This window comes from Dokdonia ponticola (assembly GCF_042653865.1).
GTDB classification, from domain to species: domain Bacteria; phylum Bacteroidota; class Bacteroidia; order Flavobacteriales; family Flavobacteriaceae; genus Dokdonia; species Dokdonia ponticola.
The window spans coordinates 377,030-396,507 of the sequence record NZ_JBHSFV010000001.1; the positions used below are offsets into that span (position 1 = coordinate 377,030).

Below are 19,478 nucleotides of genomic sequence, written 5' to 3' on the forward strand. Positions count from 1 at the left end.
AAACAGATGATTCACAATGTATTATTTTAAAAAATAGCGTAGTTTTGTGAGGAACGACACATAAAAGATATATCGTGCATTTGCGATATAAAGTAGTTGGCAATAATTTGAGAAACAACATAATCCATAATTTATGGCAGAAGAAATAAAAAGCATAAGTAACCTAATAACGTTTCTTAAAAAAGTAAGAAAAAAATTTGACGAAGACATTTGGTTCAGAGGACAATCTGATATTGATTGGACTTTATCACCTGGAATTTTGAGATTATCAAAAACCACATCTGAAAGTTCTTTGCTTACAAGATTTAAGCAGTCCGCTGCAATGTTAATTAATAAATCAACAAAAGACGATTTTGATTGGTTATTTCTAATGCAACATTATGGAGTTCCCACGAGATTATTAGATTGGAGTGAAAGTCCTCTTGCTGCCTTATACTTTGCAGTACAAAACGAATTGCACGATGATAAAGATGGTGCTTTATGGTTATTAAAACCAACGGAACTTAATAAAATTGCGAACATAAGCACATCTGAAAAAAATTTCATACCATCTTTTGACGATGAAGAATTGGAAAACTATTCTGTAAAAACATTAAGTCAAAACCCAAGGAATAAACTTGCGCCGATTGCAACAATTGCAACCAGAAATAGTACAAGAATTCAGGCACAATTAGGTGTTTTTACTATACACCATTTAGACAATAAGCCAATTGAGGAATTTTGTGCAAATAGTGAAGTAATAAAATTAAAAATACCGGCAGGTTCCAAGGCAAAATTACGAGAGGAATTGAGTTTATTAGAAGTAAACAAATTCACTTTATTTCCAGAACTTTCAAGTATTGGAGAAATTCTAAAAAATAAAATTCAATGAGTTATATAGAAACATTTCCTGTTCAACATTCAACAATATTAAGCATATATTCAGAAAAAGATGAGATAGTTGTTGACCCAGAATACCAAAGAAAAGGTGGAGTTTGGACATTAGAAAAAAAACAACTATTAATAGATTCTATTTTAAACAAATATGACATTCCAAAAATATACTTTCATCAGTTCGAAAGAAAAGAAAGAGCTAAAACTGGAAAATTATTTGCAATAATTGATGGTAAACAAAGACTTGAAACGATTTGGGGTTTTATTGATGGAGACTTTTGTTTATCTGATGATTTTGAATACCAAGATAATCGAGACTTAAATCTTTCAGGTTTGAGCTACGAAGATTTAGGAAAAGAACACCCGAAAATCAAAATTAGGTTTGACTCTTTTGTATTACCTATAATTGCTGTCCTTACTGATGATATAGACTTAATCGAAGATATGTTTTTTCGATTAAATGAAGCTGTGCCTTTAAACTCGGCAGAAAAAAGAAATGCATTTGGAGGAGATATGGTTGCTGCAATTAGAGATTTAGCAAACAACAAATTCTTTACTAAAAAAGTAAAATTCAAAAATACACGATATCAACACTATGAAGTTGCTGCAAGATTCTTATTAGTAGAAACAGCACAAATGGAATCTAAAAAGCTTATCGACACTAAAAAAGTATATTTAGATGCGATGGCTAAAAACTACAAAAAGGGTAAGTCAAAAACTGTTAAGGCAATTACCTCTACTGTAAAAGAAACTTTAGATAAAATGTCAGAATGCTTTACAAACCAAGACAATCTTTTAAGAACTCAAGGTAGTATGGTTATGTATTACTTGTTGTTCAAATGGGCAGAAGAAGAAGGTATTGACATTAAAAGGTCAAAATTAATTAAGTTCGAAGAAGATATTAAAGCTAATAGAAAACTTGCAGAAGAAAGTTATGAAGAAGCGAACTATGACTATTTAGAATACGACAGACTTTCACAACACGGAACGAATGACGTTTCTAATATTAAAGAAAGATTTAGAATAGTAAAAGAATATATTGAGGAATAAAAACTATTGCTAACAATGGTAACCGTTGCACAACCCTATAATTTTCTAAAAAGCAAGTGCCTATAATACGTTTTAAGGGGACTTTATTTTCTATACTACATCCTAAAAATGAATTTTTAAGGAGCGTACAACACCTCCTTTTGATCCAAAAAGAAGCGTTTTTGCAAAAACAGTAAACGTTGAGATTCCTACCCCCGCTGGCGCCAATTTGTAATTGGTGCCCCACATGAGTAGGTTTCGCCCTTATTCGAATTAAAAAAACAGATTATCTCTAAAATTTATTTTAGCTACCAATGGAAAAAGCAATTTTTGATGAGCAAAACTTATTTTCTATTTTAAAAAAAGATATACTTGAAACCTCAAAAAACATTAAGATTTTTGGTGGACACTTACCTTTACTCTATTTAGAGGATAATGAACGTCATGTCGAATTGGATACAAAGAGATGGGGAGAGTTTAGCGTGTATTCATTTGATTTTGCAACGAAATTATTAAAATTTGTAACCGACCACAGAAGGAATGCAAAAATAGTTTTAGTTGTTGATGACGATATTGAATTACCAAAAATTGAAAAAGATGGTCGATTTGTGCGACGTGATAAAACATGGCATAAAAAACCAAGAAGAAGATTATTTAGGGAATCTATTTTACCCTTGGAATATAATAAAATCTTATCGATATATGGGTTAAACACTAATTACTTAGTTAAACAACAAATTTCTGACACAAAATCATTTCTTATTTCAGAAAAGAAACTAAAAGCTGAAGCAGTACTATCTGGTCAAATTGCAGACAATGAATGTTCACTAGCCTACAAGGGTTTGATTTTTTCTGAAACTTACTTTAAAAAAGAAGATGATTATTTAATTAGCTTTATGCCTGGACAGTGTAAAGGTAGTATTTGTGGTGGCTTCCTAAATTCAAGTAATATAGACTCTAGTCATGTTTTCTTTCCACATATAGAAAATATGGGCTCAATTTTTGAAACAAGAACTGGATATAAAAGAATAGGAGATTATGAAAACATTAGTCAATTCTATGAAAAAGGTTTAATAACCTATAGGAAGGATATTAATTCTATGTAAAAAAACCTCTTCCCCCCCCGCTGGCGACAATTTGTAATTGGTGCCCCACATAAGCAAATCACCCTAAAAAACCCTTGATGGTGTGCGATTGTATCGCGTTCCATAACCTATCATATCATTACATCATTTTCAACTACAAAAGATAGCAGATACGTCGTGTAAAATGTACCTTACACAAGCCACACGATACAATCGTGCGGCAGCTTGCGCTCAAGAGCCTGTCCTGAGCGATAGTCGAAGGATTACTCCAGCGCATAAGGGACTTGCACCCTCTAAATGAATATCTTATATTGCTGTAAAACAAAGATGCCCATACTGGGCACACACAATGGCTATACGTAATGCCTTTCGGGACACTGCGCATAGCCAAAACGTTAGCAAACATTTGATGAAGATTGTGAAATACATTAATATTCTCTTATTAATTTTAATATTTAGTTGTTCGAATGACAAAAACAAATCGAATAACGAAAAGATAGTTATTCAAAATATTGATACTTTGAGATATTCTTACAGCGGATTCAATAATGGTTTACGACTTGACTTATTAAGCGATGGAAGATTCATAAACGAAAATTATTTATTCGGTTGCACTGGTGGTGGAGAAAGGAAAAAAGTCTTTGGTATTTATAAAATGGATAGTATCAATTTAAAATTGATTCCAGAAAAAATTGAATATACCGAATATCCTATGGATATGGAATCAAAACCAAAAATGACCAATATTACTTACGGGATTGACTCATTAAAAATCAAAACGGAATTTCAAGTTGTAAAATGGGAAAATAATGAATACCTGTTTTCAGAATACTTTGATTTTGGTTGGAGTCTGGAAAAAGAAAATGACTATATCCGATTTGCGGACTATATAAATAATGGTTTAGAACCAGTAACGAGTGGAATGTATTTAGTTCGAAAAACTAAGGATTCGATTATGTCTGAATTTGATTTAAAACAAATACCAGAAAAATGGCAAAGTTATTTTTTAAAAGAACCTGTATCTGCGAAAATTAAATACATCAAAAAAGTTATTGACCCAAACGATGAAGAAAATATCTCTTGGTTAATAGAATTGGACAAAGGAAAAAACGATAGAATGAATAATAGACTGACCTTGGAAACTAAAGATGGCGAGTTTTTTATCGAGGTCGATTCTGTTTTAACTCACAGAAGTTTTGGAATGACCTATATGTATGATTTTACACCAAAAAAATTCCCGATCGGAACTGAGTTAAGAACAAAATGGAAATAAAAAAACGTTTGCTAACAACGGTAACCGTTGCACAACCCTATAATTTTCTAAAAAGCAAGTGCCTATAAGACGTTTTAAGGGGACTTTATTTTCTATCCTACATCCTAAAAGTGAATTTTTAAGGAGCGTAGAACACCTCCTTTTGATCCAAAAAAAAGCGTTTTTGCAAAAACAGTAAACGTTGAGATTCCTACCCCACTTTTCCCCCTCTCCCACCCATTTGTAATGGGTGCCCCACATGAGTAAGTCACCCTAAAAAACCCTTGATGGTGTGCGATTGTATCGCGTTCCATAACCTATCATATCATTACATCATTTCCAACCACAAAAGACAGCAGATACATCGTGTAAAATGTACCTTACACAAGCCACACGATACAATCGTGCGGCAGCTTGAGCTCAAGAGCCTGTCCTGAGCGATAGTCGAAGGATCACCCCTGGCCATAAGGGACTTGCACCCTCTAAATGAATTATTTATCTTTCGATAAATAAAAGATGCCCATGCTGGGCACACACAATGGCTATACGTAATACGGGTTTTGGTGCTAAATTGAAAGTAAATAAACATTAATAAACTTATCGTTCTCCGGAAAGTGAAGTGCCTTGAAATCCCGCACTACGCATAGCCGAGACCGTTGTAGTGCATTGTAACTCTTATGAAAAAATTAGTAAAAATAATTAGTGAATTCAGCAAGTATATTGCTAATTATTATAGAAAAGGAAAGGAGATTTCACCATATAGCAAGATTATCAAAAAATCTAAAATTAAGCCTGAAGATAATATTGAAGAAAAGTGGAGACTTATTAATAAGAACGGAGAATATGAATTACCCTTAAAATATAATTATATAGAAAGTTGTTACAATACTAATTTAGTGCGATATTTCAAAGTATTCAAAGGATTAAAAAGAAAGGAAAATCTTTTTATTTGGAATCACGATGAAGAAGATGATCAAGAAGATTTTTTTTCATACAACAACTCAAAAAAAGCATATAAATGGTGGAATGACTATTTAAATGGATCATTTACATCTTGCATATATGTCATAAGTACTTGGAAAGGAAACCATCTTGGCTTAGTAGATATTAATAACAATATAATTATCCCATTTAAATATAGTTGGATGAAATTCATTACTTCTGAATTGTTAATTATTAGTAAAGATAGTGAGATTATTAACTTTTATGATAAAGATTGTGATGGTGAAAACACTTATTTAATGGATGGTAAAACTGGTGTCATTCATATAAGTAATAAATTACTAATACCAATAAAATATGATTCTATTAAATTAATAGGTAATAAAATTTATGCTCAAAATAACAAAGTTTATGCTCAAAATGTGCGCTATTTCAACCAAAATGAACCACACGATATTTACGATTTGAATGGAAATAAGCTTAAATAAAAAACGCACTACAGTCAAGTAGGTAAAGGGGAATTTCACCCCTAAACCTCTCACAGAACCGTACGTGAACCTCTCAATTCATACGGCTCTTAGTATGCAGTCAATTCCCCCGCTCCCACCCATTTGTAATTGGTGCCCCACATGAGTAAGTCACCCTAAAAATATACCTCACCCCCTATTTTTCTACGTACAAGCTTATAGAAACAAGAATAACTAAAAACCTTTTTATCTGCTCATGAGGCACCTTTCGCGAACCTGCCTGACGGCAGGCAGGAGCGGAATCACTAGCAGGCAGGAGCATTCTAATATCCGTATCTTACTGCTTCCAAAAGAATATGTATATTTTTATACTACGGTGATGCCAAATTTTACATAAAAGTGCCTGACAACTATGTTGGTGGTATCTACATAAACGTTATTAGTTAATTTTATTTAAGTACAGGAAGAACAGATGGAAAAAACAGTTTCAGAAGCTATTGCTTACAGACGATCAACAAGAGTGTATAAAGAGATCCCTATAGATACCGAAAAAGTCAAACAGTGCTTAGTGAATGCGTCATTAGCGCCCACAAGTAGTAATCTTCAGCTTTGGGAGTTTTATCATATTACTAGTAAAGAAACGTTAGCCAAAATGGCTGAAGCTTGTTTTAACCAAAATGCGGCAACAACAGCGCAACAGCTAGTGGTTATAGTCACTCGTAAGGATTTGTGGAGAAAACGAGCAAAAGCCAATATCGCATTTTTGAATAAGGTATATAACAAGGAGGATCTTAGCGAACGTGATTTGAAACGAAAAAAAATGACTATGAATTATTATAGCAAATTGATTCCGTCGATTTACACAGATTTTTTGGGAATATTAGGGATTATTAAATACAGTATCTTTCAAATTGTTGGCTTGTTTAAACCTATATACAGACAAGCCCGATTAAGTGATATGCGAATTGTAGCTCACAAAAGTGCTGGATTAGCGGCTGAAAACTTTATGATAAGCATGGCAGCTATTGATTATGATACCTGCCCGATGGAAGGGAGTGATACCTTAAGAGTAAAGAAACTCTTAAAACTTCCTGCGGGTGCAGAAATCAATATGGTGATTGGATGCGGCATAAGAGACAACAAAGGAATCTATGGACCAAGATTCAGAATTCCTTTTGATGAGGTGTATTATGAGGTGTAGTTATTTTTATTTGCTACGTTACCCACTTTAGCACAAAACTAATCTTACAAAACCTCCATATCCTATTTTATATGAGCGAATTTATTTACTTAAAATTTGAGTATTCTAAAAAAGAAGTGATTGGTTCAGAAAACGCAAGCAAATTACATGAGTTCATGACTTGGGTTTTAGGAAAGGTAATTCCTGTTGCCAATCCTGATTTTGATCATTTACTGCATAAAGTATCTACTTGGAAAATAGAATTCAACATTGAAAAAAAACATACAAATAGAGAAATAGGTTTTAATGAAAAAGGCAAAATAATCACAGCGATGCCTATGGGAAAAAACCACGGATATTGGTGTGATAATCAATTGCAAATAGAAGATTACAAGAAATTCAATGCCATTCATATTGATAAAGAAGAGTTTAAGAAGGACTGGAAAGAATTCCAATATATATTCAAGACACGCTGATATCCCTTAAGACATAGCACTCTTTACACTTTCCAACCTTAAAACCTACACAATAACCACCTTTTCTGTATGCTGCTGAGACCGCTTTCGCGAAAGCGGAATTATCCTTAGTAAAATAGTAGGTGTTTTAGTTTGTGCCGTCGCTAGTATTATTCAATCTAAAACAAATTATATACGTATCTTGATCCTTGGAAACGAGCCTGTCTGATATTTGTTACCATTAAAAAATGAAAAAAATTGCCTTTATCACTATTTTTTTAGCTTGTCAGTTAGTGATGCAGAGTCAAACGCATACGTGGACAGGAAATGGAGATGGATATTTCTGGTCAGACCCCTTAAATTGGGATATGGGAACGATCCCTTTACAAAATGGTGAGGGAACTGTTATCATACCAGAGGGAGTTGAGGTAGTCTCTACGTCTGCTATCACTTTTACGAGAGGGGAGTTTACAGGCGGTGGTACCTTAAACAGTAATGGTACTTTTCAAGCCTTACATATCGCTGAAACCAATAGCACTAAAATTTTATCAAATTTCACCTTAAAAAATACAGGAACGCTTACCATCACAAAGGCTGCTGGTATCTCAAACACGGAGCCTTTTTTTATAAATGAAGGAGCCACTTTAATCTCTCAAACGCAACAGGGCCTTCTCAGGCTAGATGGTGTTGACATAAGTTTTAACACTCTTAATCCTGGTATATTGAATATAACAAGCCCCTTGTTGAAAAACGGAGCTAACGCTGTTACTATTGATACAGATATGTATATCTGTTGTTATGATTTTACCGTAGCCGAAGGGAGTCTGCTTATTGAACCTTTTAACGAGAATACCATTTTAGGACCTACTATTGGTGTAGAAGAAAATGCGAGTTTGATTTTTAGTGGTGCTAATCATTTTGGTGCCAGCAGCGGAAGTATTGAAGGCTACAACAATGGCTATTTGGAAATTAAAAATAATGGTGCAGCGCATCCTATGGTCATCGGTACTTTATTTTATAGTGTACATGGCACATTAACTTGGGATGATGTTACTTTTACGGGCGGTGGAACGTTTAGAATACAAGAAGCACATCTTTTTATGACAGGAAATAATGACATCACGCTCGATGATATCAGGGTGTTGGTACAGCCTACTACGGGATCTGCTACCCTAGGAACTGGAAATCCTTTTCAAATTTTTCTTGAAAATGGTGCTAGGTTTAGTAATGGCAGTGATGCATTTTACCTAGATGGGGCCTCTATTGTAGGAACTGGAACCGAAAATGAGCAATTCAACAATGGGGGTATTTTAACGGTGATGAATTCGACTATTGACCATCACTTTAATGGGGTAGTATTTAATAACAACGAATTTATTCAATTAAATGAAGGCACTATCTTAATGGATGATGCTTCAAGTTTTTCTAACTTTTTTTCTCAGAATCCAGAATTTCCAGAATTTATAGACTATGGAACTGTACAAGGTTCTGGTACATTTCAGTTTCCTTCATTATTTACCTTTCCAGCATCTAATAATGGATATTTTGAACCTGGACCAGGCATTCAACGATTTAAAACCACCCATTATCATCAAACTGAAACCGCCAAATTACTCATAGATATTAATGGGTACACTCCCGAAGAGGAATACGATGTCATAGAAAACACAGGTGAGGCCTCTATTGAAGGTGGATTTGAAGTCAACCTAACGTTTGAACCACAACTTGGTGATGAATTTGTGGTATTTACTTCAGATTCAAACATTACAAACTGTACACCTGAAAGCACGACAACAGCAATTTATAACAACTTAAATTATGTATTTGATGTTCTTTGTCACCCACAGAACGTGACACTCAGAGTATCACAAATACTTAGTGTCGAAGATTTCATAGCAGATACGCGATTATTCAATCTTGTATCAAATCCTGTTTCGACAGAAGCCATTTTTAATATCGAAAATTTCTCTACAAACAAAGATGCTGTAATAAATATCTATAGCCTCTCAGGGAAAAGGATTGAAAACATCACTAGTATTCGTGAACAAACGATTGTCAATACGGAGAATTTTTCTAATGGGATATACCTTGTAACGTACGAATCTCATGGTAGGTTAACTACCTTAAAGATGGTGGTTGAGCGTTAAATTAAAAAACAATCACAAACTCATTTTTGTATACTTGTGAAGTATGCTTTCGCGAAAGCATACTCTTTTATAATTTTATATTTAATAGGTGTTTACTATATTAGATTATAGAAATATCAAGCTTTTCTTATTTAGAATTATAACCTAAGGTTTTGAAAAAAAATAAAAACATATTGAATAAGTTACTAAAGCGAAATTTGATAGCAATAAGCATCATATGTTTCTTATACTTAATTTTTTGGATATATTTTTATCAAGAAAATACTGAATATATTCATTTGCTATTTTCACTAATGTTCGGATTATTACTTTTAGCTAATGCACTACCTATTATTTTATATCTAAATTATCATTTTGAAAACAAACACACTGATTTTAATATAGATGAAGACTTACACTTAATCTCCATAACCCAAAAAGGGTTAATAAAAACATATAATTTTAAAGATGTAAAAAAATCAAAATATCATATAGCTTACAACTATAAAAATACAATTGACAACAAAGGAAGATATTCTTTATTTTTCTCAGATTTTGGCTATTGGGATTTAGAGTTTAATAATGGAGATCGATATTATTTATCAAATTTATTCAAAGACTTTGTGCATGATGCACCAATAATCAGAAAAACTAAATATAGATTTCGATTATTCCCATATATCAAAAAACATGATTCAAAAGAGGGTGTGAGGTTAAAATCGATTCCTAAAAAATATTAAATAAATGAAGTTGTAAGTGAACTATTCATACCAAATATTTTTTCATCACTTCACATCATGTGTCAAAAAGAGAATTAATAATATATCCAAAAACAATACAGAACATATCTTTAGTTATTGAGTTTCCGTACTTTTAGGAAATACAACACATATTTTCTGATATGACATGCCCTCTTTGCAGTTCCCTATTAATCATCCAAAAAGATGCACACTACTATGTGTGTGATACCTGCAAAGCGCTTGTAAAAGATGAAAAAGAATACCTCACTGCCGTCGAAGAAAAAGCACATTATGAATGTCACAACAATGATGTGGAGGATGTGCGGTATCAAAATTTCACCATGCCTATCACGCAGTATGTGTTGGATCATCGCTTACCCACACACAAAGGGTTAGATTTTGGGAGTGGTACAGGCCCAGTGATTTCTAGTATGCTACAAAAGAAAAACTATGATATTGTACCCTACGATCCTTTCTTTGCACCTGATGAAACTGTTTTGAAATCAACCTATGATTATATTGTCTGTTGTGAAGTGATGGAACATTTTCATGATCCCAACGCAGAAATAAATCGGCTTACGTCTTTACTAAAACCCAACGGACTCCTGCTCATGATGACGTTAGTATACCATGAGGGAATTGATTTTACCAATTGGCATTATCGAAAAGACCCAACACATATTTTTATCTATACAAAAGAAACCATTAGATACCTCTCAGAAAAAAATCGGCTGGATATCCTTGGACTAACCGACAGGTTGATTGTTTTGAAAAAGCCAGTTTGAAAATGCAAAGTAAGATCATCCAACTTCCCAACATATTTTTCGTTTTTTTGATTCGTATGTACTACATTAAGATTTTAAAAATTTATCGAACAATTCTTAGTTACAAGTAACCCGCTACCTATCTCCCATGCACATACAGAAAGAACTCATCCAAGCCACTTCAGAATACTTTGAGGACACTATTGATCAGCTAAAATTATTAGAAGCATCCAAAAAATACAAAGCTATTCTACACAAAATTTCTAGTCAAAAAATAGATACAGAGGAAGGGCGAATTGATATTGAAAATAAAAATGGAAAATCTCTTGGTACGTTTTGGGCAGGGCTATGTCTAGATGATATATTGAGAACCCGACAATTTATAAAAGGGATAGACAATGCGATCAAAGACTTAAAAAAACGAAATACTATTCATGTTCTCTATGCAGGTACAGGTCCGTTTGCAACGCTAATACTCCCTATTATGTTGCGATATTCCAATAAGAATATCTCTTATACCTTATTAGAAATCAACCCATTTACATTTAATATATTAGAAAACGTAATTACGGCATTAGAACTAGAAGATTATGATATTACATTGGTAAAAGATGATGCAACTAGGTACGTAATAGACCCAAAAAACAAACCAGATATTATCATAAGTGAGACCATGCAATCAGCTTTGGCTAAAGAACAGCAAGTACCTATTTTTTTAAACCTAATGCGTCAGGTGTCTCAAGACACGGTATTTATACCCGAGAAAATAGCATTACACCTAGCACTAAAAAAAGCAGGAACACCAGATGGAAGGTTTTTAAAACAAGATTACACTGATATTGAAAAAATATTTGAAGTTAGTAAAGCATCTATGTTTGACTCCTATCTATCAGAAAAACAAGGAGACGAAATAGAAGTTTTCTCAAAAAAGAAAACCATTATTAAAGAAATGGATTCAAAAACAGCAAGTTACTTACTACTGAATACATATATCCAAGTATACGATGACGTGAAAATTGATGTCAATGAGAGTGGTTTAACTACTCCTCTCATATTAAGGCAAATTCCAAATGACATAAAAAGTACAATTACAATTGATACCCAATATGTCATTTCTTCTGAGCCAAGACTAGCGTATCAAATCATATTGAATGCTACTGAAGTTTAGTAAACTACATGTCATTTACTAAGCTACCTGTAGCTATTCAAAAGTAGGCAATACACTCCTAAACTCACCGATCGATTGATTGTTTTGAAAAAGGAAGATTAGTTCTAGTGAACTCTAGGTTTTAATTAGTAAAATTAATAGTTTACAAAATAAATCAAGCAGACAATTTATATAATGATTACAGAAGACAACAAAGAGTTTTATGAGAGTTATTTCCAATAAAATGCTGATTACTATGTAAATCAAACAAAAAAATTTGATAAAAGGGGGAAATGCTCTTTTAGTGTCCACGCCTTTTTTTTAGGTTTTTTTTGGATGGCATATCGAAAAATGTACACCCATATTTTAATTCTTATAGGAATGATTTTTGCTGAGTTATTTATTGAAGAAGCATTATATGAATATGGCGTTATTTCTATTAATACTTATGAAATAATTGATTTCATAAGTAGCGTTGTATGGGCAAGTGCTATTGGTTTTCTAGCAAACAGGTTCTACATTTCAAAAACTCAAAAAGTAGTCAATAGAGTTATGGAAGAATATTCTGATAGAGAAAAAAGGATACAAGTACTTGCCAAAAAAGGGGGAACTACCATGCTAGGTCCTGTTTTTATAATAGTGCTAATTGTCCTTATACTAATGCTAGAGATGTATACAATTGCATAACTATAGTTTTTTTTAAAATCTCAAATCCGGGAGGGTCATCGGACAAATCGGATAAGGCTTTCTAGTTTCTAGTATACAAGGGTACGCTTTCGCGAAAGCAAACTCAAACCAACTACAAACGTTATAATAGAAAATACTGTTGTTCTTCTTTTGTCATGAGTCTACAGCTGTCTTTTTTGCCTAACAGTAGATGTCTTCGTTTTGCGATACGGTCATAACACCAGTCTGCCAATTTCTTTGGTACTATACGTTGTACATATGAGAAATATGTACAAATGCCATCTAGCTCTTTTGCTATAGAAAAAAAGGCATCTGCTTTTTGATACACCTTCCCATTAGCATAAAAATAAATAGTATTTAAGTCGGTAGGAAGGTTATTTTTTTCTAATAATGCCTTTCCCAATACGGATTGTTGAGAGGTAAAGTAAAGTGTACGTTTTGTGTTATGGTCAAACAAAAAATTAACGGTACGATCGCAAAAAGAACAGTCGCCATCAAACAGTATTATTTTTTCAGCGTATATGGACATGTTGGATTTCATTTTTTAATTGGTTGACAAAAAGAGGGTCTTTTAGTATCTGTACATTAAACGATGCGCTCGCAAATTCAACGAGTTGCTTTTGGTCAACGGTAAGGTTATTTAAAAAATAGAGCAATTGGTAGGTGTTGTGTTGTTTATCTGTAGCGTACAATACGGTATTAAATACCTTAGGAGTTGACCCCAGTTTCATCCCTCCTGATGTGCCTTTGTACGATTTTAAATTTCCAAACCAATGCATCACTTTCTGTAATTCCTTATCATATCGTTGCCTATTCTGTAGGTGTGTCAAGAGTTTTCTATAGCTATGTACACTACCCTTAGGTAACGTATCACTCCAGCGGCATTGCATCTTATAATCAAAATGGTTTAACAAATTAAAATCTAAGCCTTCTACATTTTCACCTTTCAGCAGTGCTTCAAAAGCGATATTTGCTTCTTTTGCTAGTGAACACGGTGTATGGGTTTTATTTTTTACAGTATCTCTTAGAAATAGCAATACAGACGTACTGATAGGCATAATAGGATCGTGATCACGCATTCCCAATACCGAGAGTTCTTCTTGAACATTTGCTATGCCTACTAATGAAAGTAAGAAGTCGGTATGCGCATTACAACTGTATGCAAGCATTCCTTGTACAATTTCGCGCAAAGCGATACGATCTTTTTTAATTTTATTTTTTTCACGCACCGTATGATACCACTTTTTAAAACCAGGATCAATCCAAGGAATCAAATAGCATTTTAGTTCTTGGATGTGTATTTGTGTGTCTGGACGAATTGTACCAGCCTCGCATTGCTCTAGATACGTTTTTAAAATGACTAATTTATAAATACTGGCTAGCGGCATGTGACGGTGCGCATTGATCGTCAAAAGCGGTTCCTCATTTTTTATAAAAAGAAGGCTAGCATGATCTGGCTGTTTTATAAGGTATTCAGCAATAGGGTTCTCCATCATCTATAGTATCCAATAGGCAGAAAGTTGCATGCAACAATAGATAATCGCTCCATACGTGGCTAAAAAAGCCCATAAAAAAGAGTTAAGTCCCATGACTAAAGCGTTCATCAAATGAAATGCTAAACCCCAGCCAAGAAACACAATCATTCCGGGATATCCAGTCACTAACACTAATGGAAAAGCAACTTCTACCGCGACTGTAGACCAAGTCAAAAAGGTAATGGCCATCTGTTTATTTTGTAAATATCCAGCTATGGGTTTACTTCCGTAAGTAGCCGTGTTAAATATTAAATAAACGGCATTGGGACGTGTAGTCCATTTTTCTCCTTTGGCTTTAAAAAATCCTGCGGTGAAGTATGAGAGTAATGATTGTAATGCGATAAACCAAATCCCTGCTTGTGCTACCGTTGTGTTTTCTGGATTAATATGATACAACAACAGAACAATACTCACAATAGCTGACATTTGATCGGAGCCATCTTGTCCAAAAGGACTCCGGTAATTAATGAGGAGCGATGTCAGCACTAGTACAAGAAAAAGAGGTGCTTGAGAGAATCCCCAAATACCAGGAATTACTAACAATAAAATGACTAACAGTCTTAAAATAATGACCCCTATAAAATTAGGGTATTTTAATAACTGATGTGCAAGTTGGTACTTAAGGCTTTTTTCAGAATACGCATGACGTGTGGCAATTACTTTCCAGCTATACAAGCGGTTATCTTGGAAATTTCTCCAATTGTACAATAACTCAATGGTCGAAATAGAGATCCCTATGAGTACAAAGTATTTCATACAGGCATAGACAAACTCAATATTTAAAAAATGTTCCATAGTACTTATATTTTATGAAATTCAGATCTAAATAGCATTTTAGGATTTTTTTCAGCATAATGACCATAGGATTCCATGATCATAAATTGAGTAGCTTTACCTACATTTTTTCTTGGTATAGAAGCGATAAAATTAACCAATGCGATATAACAGATAGATGTTTTAAACTCACTGTCTTTAAGCTGACTCGAAGATCTCACGATGGATTGCACAGCATCTGACAAGGCTTTCTTATTTCGTTTTTTAGGATTCCAAACAGCTCCTAATAAGGTGCGTTTACTAGCAATGGGAAGTTCTCGCCAGCGTCCGCATTCATTTTCTTGGTCTTTGTCCCTGTATAATAAGTGATAATCGGTCACTCCTGGATTAGGTGCAAAAAAAGACCAACGTGGAAGCAAGGAAAAATAATCCATACGCCTAAAGAAACTCTCTAGGCGCAGGATATTAAATTGGCAAATAGTACTTGCTACTAACCAAAACCCTAGGCATCCAACAATCGTATATGTAAAGATATCTGATAGGTTCATGGTGTCTTATTTTAGCATTTTATTTGCTTTCATTAAACTACTTCTCAAGTCAATAAGCTCATCTACAGAACATTCTTGATTAGTACTTTTTAGGAGTGCTCGATGTGCGTTTGTAAAAACACCGTCTACAATGACTCCACCAGCTGCTGCTTCTACAGTGACTTCTGTAGCTTCTTCAGCCTCAGGAGTTTCAGGGGTTGCCACTTGAACAACCTTACCTGTTACTTCGATGGCTTGTTTTGTCGCCTCAGCTGCAACATGACCTACATCATGCGCTGTTTTGTTTACTGCATTTCCAACGTCTTCTGCCGCGTGAACAATTTTTCCAATGAAAGATTGGGCTTCATAAAAATTGTGCCCTACATCGGTTTCATGAGCAGGAGACTGCTCCATAGCAGCTTGTTCGATGGATGAAAATTCATCAAAATTTTCCATAAATTACTTTGTTAAAGGTTAATAAATTAATGACTACGAATACGTAGTTATTAAAAGTATTAGATATTTGACGGAGACATAAGGGGGAATGTAACCGTATTTAAAAACGGTTATATTTACGTACTTGCAATTGAATAATTAAAGCTAAAATCTCTTATAAAAGACCTTTTAGTATCTTTAAGAAAAATGATTTCGATATGATAAAGTTAAAGTCAATACTCTTGTATATGGTATTGTTATTGCCTACGGCTCATAGCAAAGAGTCTACTGTTAGTGTAGAAACAGCCATGATTAGCTACGAAATCAACCTAAACACCCAACAATTAGATTTCTATTGGAAAGACACGCAAGGAAAAAATTATAGTAGTCTTCAAAACTTAAAAACAAGTCTTGAAAAAGAAGGTAAAGAACTCATCTTTGCTATGAACGGCGGGATGTACAGAGTAGATGGCTCTCCTCAAGGATTGTATATAGAAAAAGGTGTCACGACATCTCCCATTAACACAGAAAAAGGCGATCATACCAACTTTTTCCTTCATCCCAATGGTGTTTTGTATATCACCAAAGACCATAAAGCCACCATCTGTAATACACCAGAATTTACATCAAATCCAAACATTCAATATGCCACACAATCAGGACCTATGCTGCTTATTGATGGAAACATACATCCTAAATTTAATCAAGGCTCTTCCAATGTTCACATTAGAAATGCCGTAGGTATACTTGCCAATGGAAATCTTCTTTTTGCGATGTCAAAGGAGCGGATCAATTTTTATGATCTTGCGTGCTTCTTCAAAGAAAGAGGCTGTAAAAATGCTTTATATCTTGACGGTTTTGTCTCCAGAACCTATCTCCCGGCTCAAAATTGGGAGCAACTCGATGGTGATTTTGGGGTGATTATTGGAGAAACGAGAAAAAAGAAATAGCACTTTTAAGTATATATAATAACTAATCAAAAGGCTCTTAAAAAGAATCTTATAACATTTTAAATTATCAAATTCGATACAACAAAAGAGTTTTTAAAACTATTTCTTAATCTTTGCTCGCATTGGTATTTAAAAACGTTTTACTCTTCTTGTTTAGGAGTTCCAGAAATTCGATCTCATGTCCGTAATTTAATAGCTCAAAATCAAAGGTATCATCTTCTACGTATCGGATAAACTCTTCAACACGATGCGCTGGAATATTAAAATTCTCTACCAAAAAAGTAGATCCTAGATAATATTTGACAGACTTGACGGGAACCTCAGGCACACCAGATGCTTTTTTGTCTTTTACTTCAGAACGGAAGAGTGGTAATAACAATTGATCTACCACGTTAATTACATTCAAACTATGCACCATGGCTTGTGCTTCCGATCGAATCGCCATATTTTTAATCTGGGCAGGATTGTTTTCTGTAAAATCATTGGGATCCTGATTCACCATCCCAAAATAAACAACATCTAGTTTTGGTCTAAATAATTTTACAGTTGTTGCATCTGTATTGAGATTTCCTGTGAGACTTCTATTTTTTACTAAAACCTCATCCAATAGATTGATCTCTTCGATTAAAAAGATACTCAGTTTCTTAGATTCTAATACGGCTTTATTTATCCTAATATCAATGTTTTGATATTCTAATGCTTTCACTTCTATAAGATCATTAAGAGCAACAGCAATCATAAATTCTCCCTTTTCATTACTAATCGTTCCTTTTTTAGAAGTGGCATTATAAATAGTGATCCCTTCAATATCATTGCCTTCAACAATAATTTTTCCTGTGATAGTTTCACGTTTGATATCTTGAGCGAAAGTCAAAAAAGGAATGCAAAATAAAAGTAATAGTAATCGTTTTTTCATAGCTAGTTTATATGATATTAAGATACTTAAAAGACCTGTGATTTCCATACACATCTGACTATTTTTTTGTTAAAAAAACAGGAATTCACCTATCAATACATTACAGGTAAAATAAAGATTGTTAAGCCGTTATATTCTATCTTCTAATTATGACACTAACCAACTATAAATGCGTTTGTATTTTTTATCTTTACGCTATGAATCCAACGCTTATTTATTTTCTAATCGCCGTTATTTGCATCATCATTGGGGTGGTGCTCGGTATGTTTATTTCCAATCTTAAAAAGAAAGGAGAGTTGAGTGGTATACAGGAACGTTTAAAGTTTGAAACCACGCAATTGAGGGAGTCTAAGGACGCTTTCGCGAAAGCGGAAACCACCATACTCACCCTTAGAAAAGAAGCCGCAGATCAGTTAGAAGCCGTCCGACAACAAGCGCAAGAAGACACCAATGTGTTGCGAAAAGAAAAAGATTTTTTTCAAAATGAATTGACCGCGCGCAATGTGGAGTTTCAAAATCTAGAAAAACGCATTGAAGAAAAAACAGAAGAACTAGAACAATTACAAACAAAGTTTACCAAAGACTTTGAACTGGTGGCCAATAAAATATTAGAAGAAAAATCAAGTAAGTTTACCTTACAGAATCAAGAGAACCTTGATAAAATCTTGAAACCTTTTCAAGAAAAAATTCAAAATTTTGAAAGGAAAGTAGAAGCGACCCAAAAAGACACCATAGAGCGTAACTCTGCACTACGTGAGCAAATCAAAAACCTAACGGCACTCAATGAGCAAATGTCTAAAGAGGCCAATAATCTTACCAAAGCCTTAAAAGGCGATAGTAAAACGCAAGGAAATTGGGGCGAATTGGTGCTAGAACGTGTGCTAGAAAAGTCAGGTTTAGAAAAAGACAGAGAGTATTTTGTACAGCAAAGTTTTACCACAGCAGAAGGAAATCGCGTATTGCCCGATATTGTGATACACTTACCCGGTAATAAACGCATGATTATTGACAGTAAGGTATCCCTGAGTGCTTATGAAAGGTATGTCAATGAAGATGATGACCTCCTAAAAGATCAATCTCTGAAAGAACACATTGCTTCTTTAAGACGCCATGTTATACAACTTAGTGATAAAAACTATCAAGACCTTTATCAAGTGGAGAGCCCAGATTTTGTATTACTCTTCATTCCAATAGAACCCGCATTTGCGATTGCTATCAATTTTGATAATCAATTATACAACCAAGCATTTGAGAAAAATATTGTGATTGTCACTCCTTCTACCCTTCTCGCTACCTTGCGCACCATAGACAGCATGTGGAATAATGAAAAGCAACAGCAAAATGCGCTTGAGATTGCGATGCAAGCAGGACGTCTCTATGACCAGTTTGTCCTGCTTACAGAAGATCTTATCAAAGTAGGAAACCAATTGCGTACGGTACAAGGAACTTATGACAGCACCATGAAAAAGCTGACAGGGCAAGGGAATTTGATTAAAAAAGTAGAGAATCTCAAAAAATTAGGAATCAAACAAAAAAAGCATCTCAACGACAAGCTGATAGAACGTGCCTCTGAAGATTAAAGATTGCTTATTAA

The 19,478-nt window shown here is 34.0% G+C and carries 20 protein-coding genes and 1 pseudogene; 15 read left to right on the forward strand and 6 right to left on the reverse strand.

Annotated elements, in window-relative coordinates; translation table 11 throughout:
- Positions 1 to 133 precede the first annotated feature (133 nt).
- From ACFO3O_RS01740 to ACFO3O_RS01800, 13 genes and pseudogenes are all read left to right on the forward strand, one after another.
- Positions 134 to 871, forward strand: a complete 738-nt coding sequence (locus ACFO3O_RS01740; RefSeq protein ID WP_379976807.1) for an FRG domain-containing protein — start codon at positions 134 to 136, stop codon at positions 869 to 871.
- The gene (locus tag ACFO3O_RS01745; protein ID WP_379976808.1) at positions 868 to 1,923 is read left to right on the forward strand and encodes a DUF262 domain-containing protein; all 1,056 of its coding nucleotides are present in this window, start codon (positions 868 to 870) and stop codon (positions 1,921 to 1,923) included. The genes ACFO3O_RS01740 and ACFO3O_RS01745 overlap by 4 nt, the downstream gene beginning before the upstream one ends.
- A gap of 293 nt (positions 1,924 to 2,216) precedes the next feature.
- A complete protein-coding gene (locus tag ACFO3O_RS01750) occupies positions 2,217 to 3,008 on the forward strand; it encodes a hypothetical protein (protein WP_379976809.1) in 792 nt (263 codons plus the stop codon).
- Positions 3,009 to 3,507: 499 nt separating this feature from the next.
- Positions 3,508 to 4,260: a hypothetical protein gene (locus ACFO3O_RS01755; RefSeq protein WP_379976810.1), complete on the forward strand. Its 753-nt coding sequence runs from the start codon at positions 3,508 to 3,510 to the stop codon at positions 4,258 to 4,260.
- A 656-nt stretch (positions 4,261 to 4,916) separates the two neighbouring features.
- A complete protein-coding gene (locus ACFO3O_RS01760) occupies positions 4,917 to 5,669 on the forward strand; it encodes a WG repeat-containing protein (protein WP_379976811.1) in 753 nt (250 codons plus the stop codon).
- A 235-nt stretch (positions 5,670 to 5,904) separates the two neighbouring features.
- Positions 5,905 to 6,045 carry a hypothetical protein gene (locus tag ACFO3O_RS01765; protein ID WP_379976812.1) on the forward strand — a complete coding sequence of 47 codons (141 nt, stop codon included), beginning with the start codon at positions 5,905 to 5,907 and terminating at the stop codon, positions 6,043 to 6,045.
- Between the two features lie 75 nt (positions 6,046 to 6,120).
- Positions 6,121 to 6,849: a nitroreductase family protein gene (locus ACFO3O_RS01770; protein ID WP_379976813.1), complete on the forward strand. Its 729-nt coding sequence runs from the start codon at positions 6,121 to 6,123 to the stop codon at positions 6,847 to 6,849.
- A 71-nt stretch (positions 6,850 to 6,920) separates the two neighbouring features.
- Complete coding sequence (locus ACFO3O_RS01775) at positions 6,921 to 7,304, forward strand: hypothetical protein (protein ID WP_379976814.1); 384 nt, start codon at positions 6,921 to 6,923, stop codon at positions 7,302 to 7,304.
- A gap of 227 nt (positions 7,305 to 7,531) precedes the next feature.
- Positions 7,532 to 9,430 (forward strand): T9SS type A sorting domain-containing protein, encoded by a 1,899-nt coding sequence (locus ACFO3O_RS01780; protein ID WP_379976815.1) that lies wholly within the window; start codon positions 7,532 to 7,534, stop codon positions 9,428 to 9,430.
- 152 nt (positions 9,431 to 9,582) lie between these two features.
- Positions 9,583 to 10,149, forward strand: a complete 567-nt coding sequence (locus ACFO3O_RS01785) for a PH domain-containing protein (protein ID WP_379976816.1) — start codon at positions 9,583 to 9,585, stop codon at positions 10,147 to 10,149.
- 161 nt (positions 10,150 to 10,310) lie between these two features.
- Positions 10,311 to 10,934, forward strand: coding sequence for a class I SAM-dependent methyltransferase (locus ACFO3O_RS01790; RefSeq protein WP_379976817.1), 624 nt, complete (start codon positions 10,311 to 10,313; stop codon positions 10,932 to 10,934).
- Between the two features lie 127 nt (positions 10,935 to 11,061).
- On the forward strand, positions 11,062 to 12,081 hold the full coding sequence (locus tag ACFO3O_RS01795) for an SAM-dependent methyltransferase (protein WP_379976818.1): 1,020 nt from the start codon (positions 11,062 to 11,064) through the stop codon (positions 12,079 to 12,081).
- Between the two features lie 267 nt (positions 12,082 to 12,348).
- Positions 12,349 to 12,747: pseudogene (locus ACFO3O_RS01800) on the forward strand (DUF2628 domain-containing protein); the annotation flags it as partial.
- A gap of 121 nt (positions 12,748 to 12,868) precedes the next feature.
- On the opposite strand, the gene ACFO3O_RS01805 reads toward ACFO3O_RS01800, so the two are convergent.
- The 5 genes from ACFO3O_RS01805 to ACFO3O_RS01825 are packed head-to-tail and all read right to left on the reverse strand — an operon-like array spanning position 12,869 to position 16,039.
- Positions 12,869 to 13,276 (reverse strand): thiol-disulfide oxidoreductase DCC family protein, encoded by a 408-nt coding sequence (locus ACFO3O_RS01805; RefSeq protein ID WP_379976819.1) that lies wholly within the window; start codon positions 13,274 to 13,276, stop codon positions 12,869 to 12,871.
- Entirely contained in the window at positions 13,260 to 14,243 is a 984-nt protein-coding gene (locus ACFO3O_RS01810; protein ID WP_379976820.1) for a serine hydrolase, read from the reverse strand. Before ACFO3O_RS01810 ends, ACFO3O_RS01805 begins: the two co-directional genes overlap by 17 nt.
- Positions 14,244 to 15,077: a hypothetical protein gene (locus ACFO3O_RS01815; protein ID WP_379976821.1), complete on the reverse strand. Its 834-nt coding sequence runs from the start codon at positions 15,075 to 15,077 to the stop codon at positions 14,244 to 14,246.
- 5 nt (positions 15,078 to 15,082) lie between these two features.
- Positions 15,083 to 15,604, reverse strand: a complete 522-nt coding sequence (locus ACFO3O_RS01820; protein WP_379976823.1) for a hypothetical protein — start codon at positions 15,602 to 15,604, stop codon at positions 15,083 to 15,085.
- A gap of 6 nt (positions 15,605 to 15,610) precedes the next feature.
- On the reverse strand, positions 15,611 to 16,039 hold the full coding sequence (locus ACFO3O_RS01825; protein WP_379976824.1) for a hypothetical protein: 429 nt from the start codon (positions 16,037 to 16,039) through the stop codon (positions 15,611 to 15,613).
- A gap of 197 nt (positions 16,040 to 16,236) precedes the next feature.
- On the opposite strand from ACFO3O_RS01825, the gene ACFO3O_RS01830 reads away from it, so the two are divergent.
- A complete protein-coding gene (locus ACFO3O_RS01830) occupies positions 16,237 to 16,968 on the forward strand; it encodes a phosphodiester glycosidase family protein (RefSeq protein WP_379976825.1) in 732 nt (243 codons plus the stop codon).
- Positions 16,969 to 17,074: 106 nt separating this feature from the next.
- Here the strand turns inward: ACFO3O_RS01830 and ACFO3O_RS01835 are convergent, their stop codons facing one another.
- Positions 17,075 to 17,884 (reverse strand): carboxypeptidase-like regulatory domain-containing protein, encoded by an 810-nt coding sequence (locus tag ACFO3O_RS01835; RefSeq protein ID WP_379976826.1) that lies wholly within the window; start codon positions 17,882 to 17,884, stop codon positions 17,075 to 17,077.
- Positions 17,885 to 18,081: 197 nt separating this feature from the next.
- Here ACFO3O_RS01835 and ACFO3O_RS01840 point away from each other — a divergent pair, with 197 nt between their 5' ends.
- Positions 18,082 to 19,464, forward strand: coding sequence for a DNA recombination protein RmuC (locus ACFO3O_RS01840; protein ID WP_379976827.1), 1,383 nt, complete (start codon positions 18,082 to 18,084; stop codon positions 19,462 to 19,464).
- The last annotated feature ends 14 nt before the right edge of the window (positions 19,465 to 19,478 follow it).

Bases quoted from the DNA above. Each gene is read 5' to 3' on its own strand.
- ACFO3O_RS01750 (WP_379976809.1), top strand. From the start codon at position 2,217: ATGGAAAAAGCAATTTTTGATGAGCAAAACTTATTTTCTATTTTAAAA.
- ACFO3O_RS01740 (WP_379976807.1), top strand. From the start codon at position 134: ATGGCAGAAGAAATAAAAAGCATAAGTAACCTAATAACGTTTCTTAAA.
- ACFO3O_RS01780 (WP_379976815.1), top strand. From the start codon at position 7,532: ATGAAAAAAATTGCCTTTATCACTATTTTTTTAGCTTGTCAGTTAGTG.
- ACFO3O_RS01765 (WP_379976812.1), top strand. From the start codon at position 5,905: ATGAGGCACCTTTCGCGAACCTGCCTGACGGCAGGCAGGAGCGGAATC.
- ACFO3O_RS01840 (WP_379976827.1), top strand. From the start codon at position 18,082: ATGAATCCAACGCTTATTTATTTTCTAATCGCCGTTATTTGCATCATC.
- ACFO3O_RS01745 (WP_379976808.1), top strand. From the start codon at position 868: ATGAGTTATATAGAAACATTTCCTGTTCAACATTCAACAATATTAAGC.
- ACFO3O_RS01770 (WP_379976813.1), top strand. From the start codon at position 6,121: ATGGAAAAAACAGTTTCAGAAGCTATTGCTTACAGACGATCAACAAGA.
- ACFO3O_RS01815 (WP_379976821.1), bottom strand. From the start codon at position 15,077: ATGGAACATTTTTTAAATATTGAGTTTGTCTATGCCTGTATGAAATAC.
- ACFO3O_RS01760 (WP_379976811.1), top strand. From the start codon at position 4,917: ATGAAAAAATTAGTAAAAATAATTAGTGAATTCAGCAAGTATATTGCT.
- ACFO3O_RS01825 (WP_379976824.1), bottom strand. From the start codon at position 16,039: ATGGAAAATTTTGATGAATTTTCATCCATCGAACAAGCTGCTATGGAG.
- ACFO3O_RS01810 (WP_379976820.1), bottom strand. From the start codon at position 14,243: ATGATGGAGAACCCTATTGCTGAATACCTTATAAAACAGCCAGATCAT.
- ACFO3O_RS01830 (WP_379976825.1), top strand. From the start codon at position 16,237: ATGATAAAGTTAAAGTCAATACTCTTGTATATGGTATTGTTATTGCCT.
- ACFO3O_RS01775 (WP_379976814.1), top strand. From the start codon at position 6,921: ATGAGCGAATTTATTTACTTAAAATTTGAGTATTCTAAAAAAGAAGTG.
- ACFO3O_RS01790 (WP_379976817.1), top strand. From the start codon at position 10,311: ATGACATGCCCTCTTTGCAGTTCCCTATTAATCATCCAAAAAGATGCA.
- ACFO3O_RS01835 (WP_379976826.1), bottom strand. From the start codon at position 17,884: ATGAAAAAACGATTACTATTACTTTTATTTTGCATTCCTTTTTTGACT.
- ACFO3O_RS01805 (WP_379976819.1), bottom strand. From the start codon at position 13,276: ATGTCCATATACGCTGAAAAAATAATACTGTTTGATGGCGACTGTTCT.
- ACFO3O_RS01820 (WP_379976823.1), bottom strand. From the start codon at position 15,604: ATGAACCTATCAGATATCTTTACATATACGATTGTTGGATGCCTAGGG.
- ACFO3O_RS01795 (WP_379976818.1), top strand. From the start codon at position 11,062: ATGCACATACAGAAAGAACTCATCCAAGCCACTTCAGAATACTTTGAG.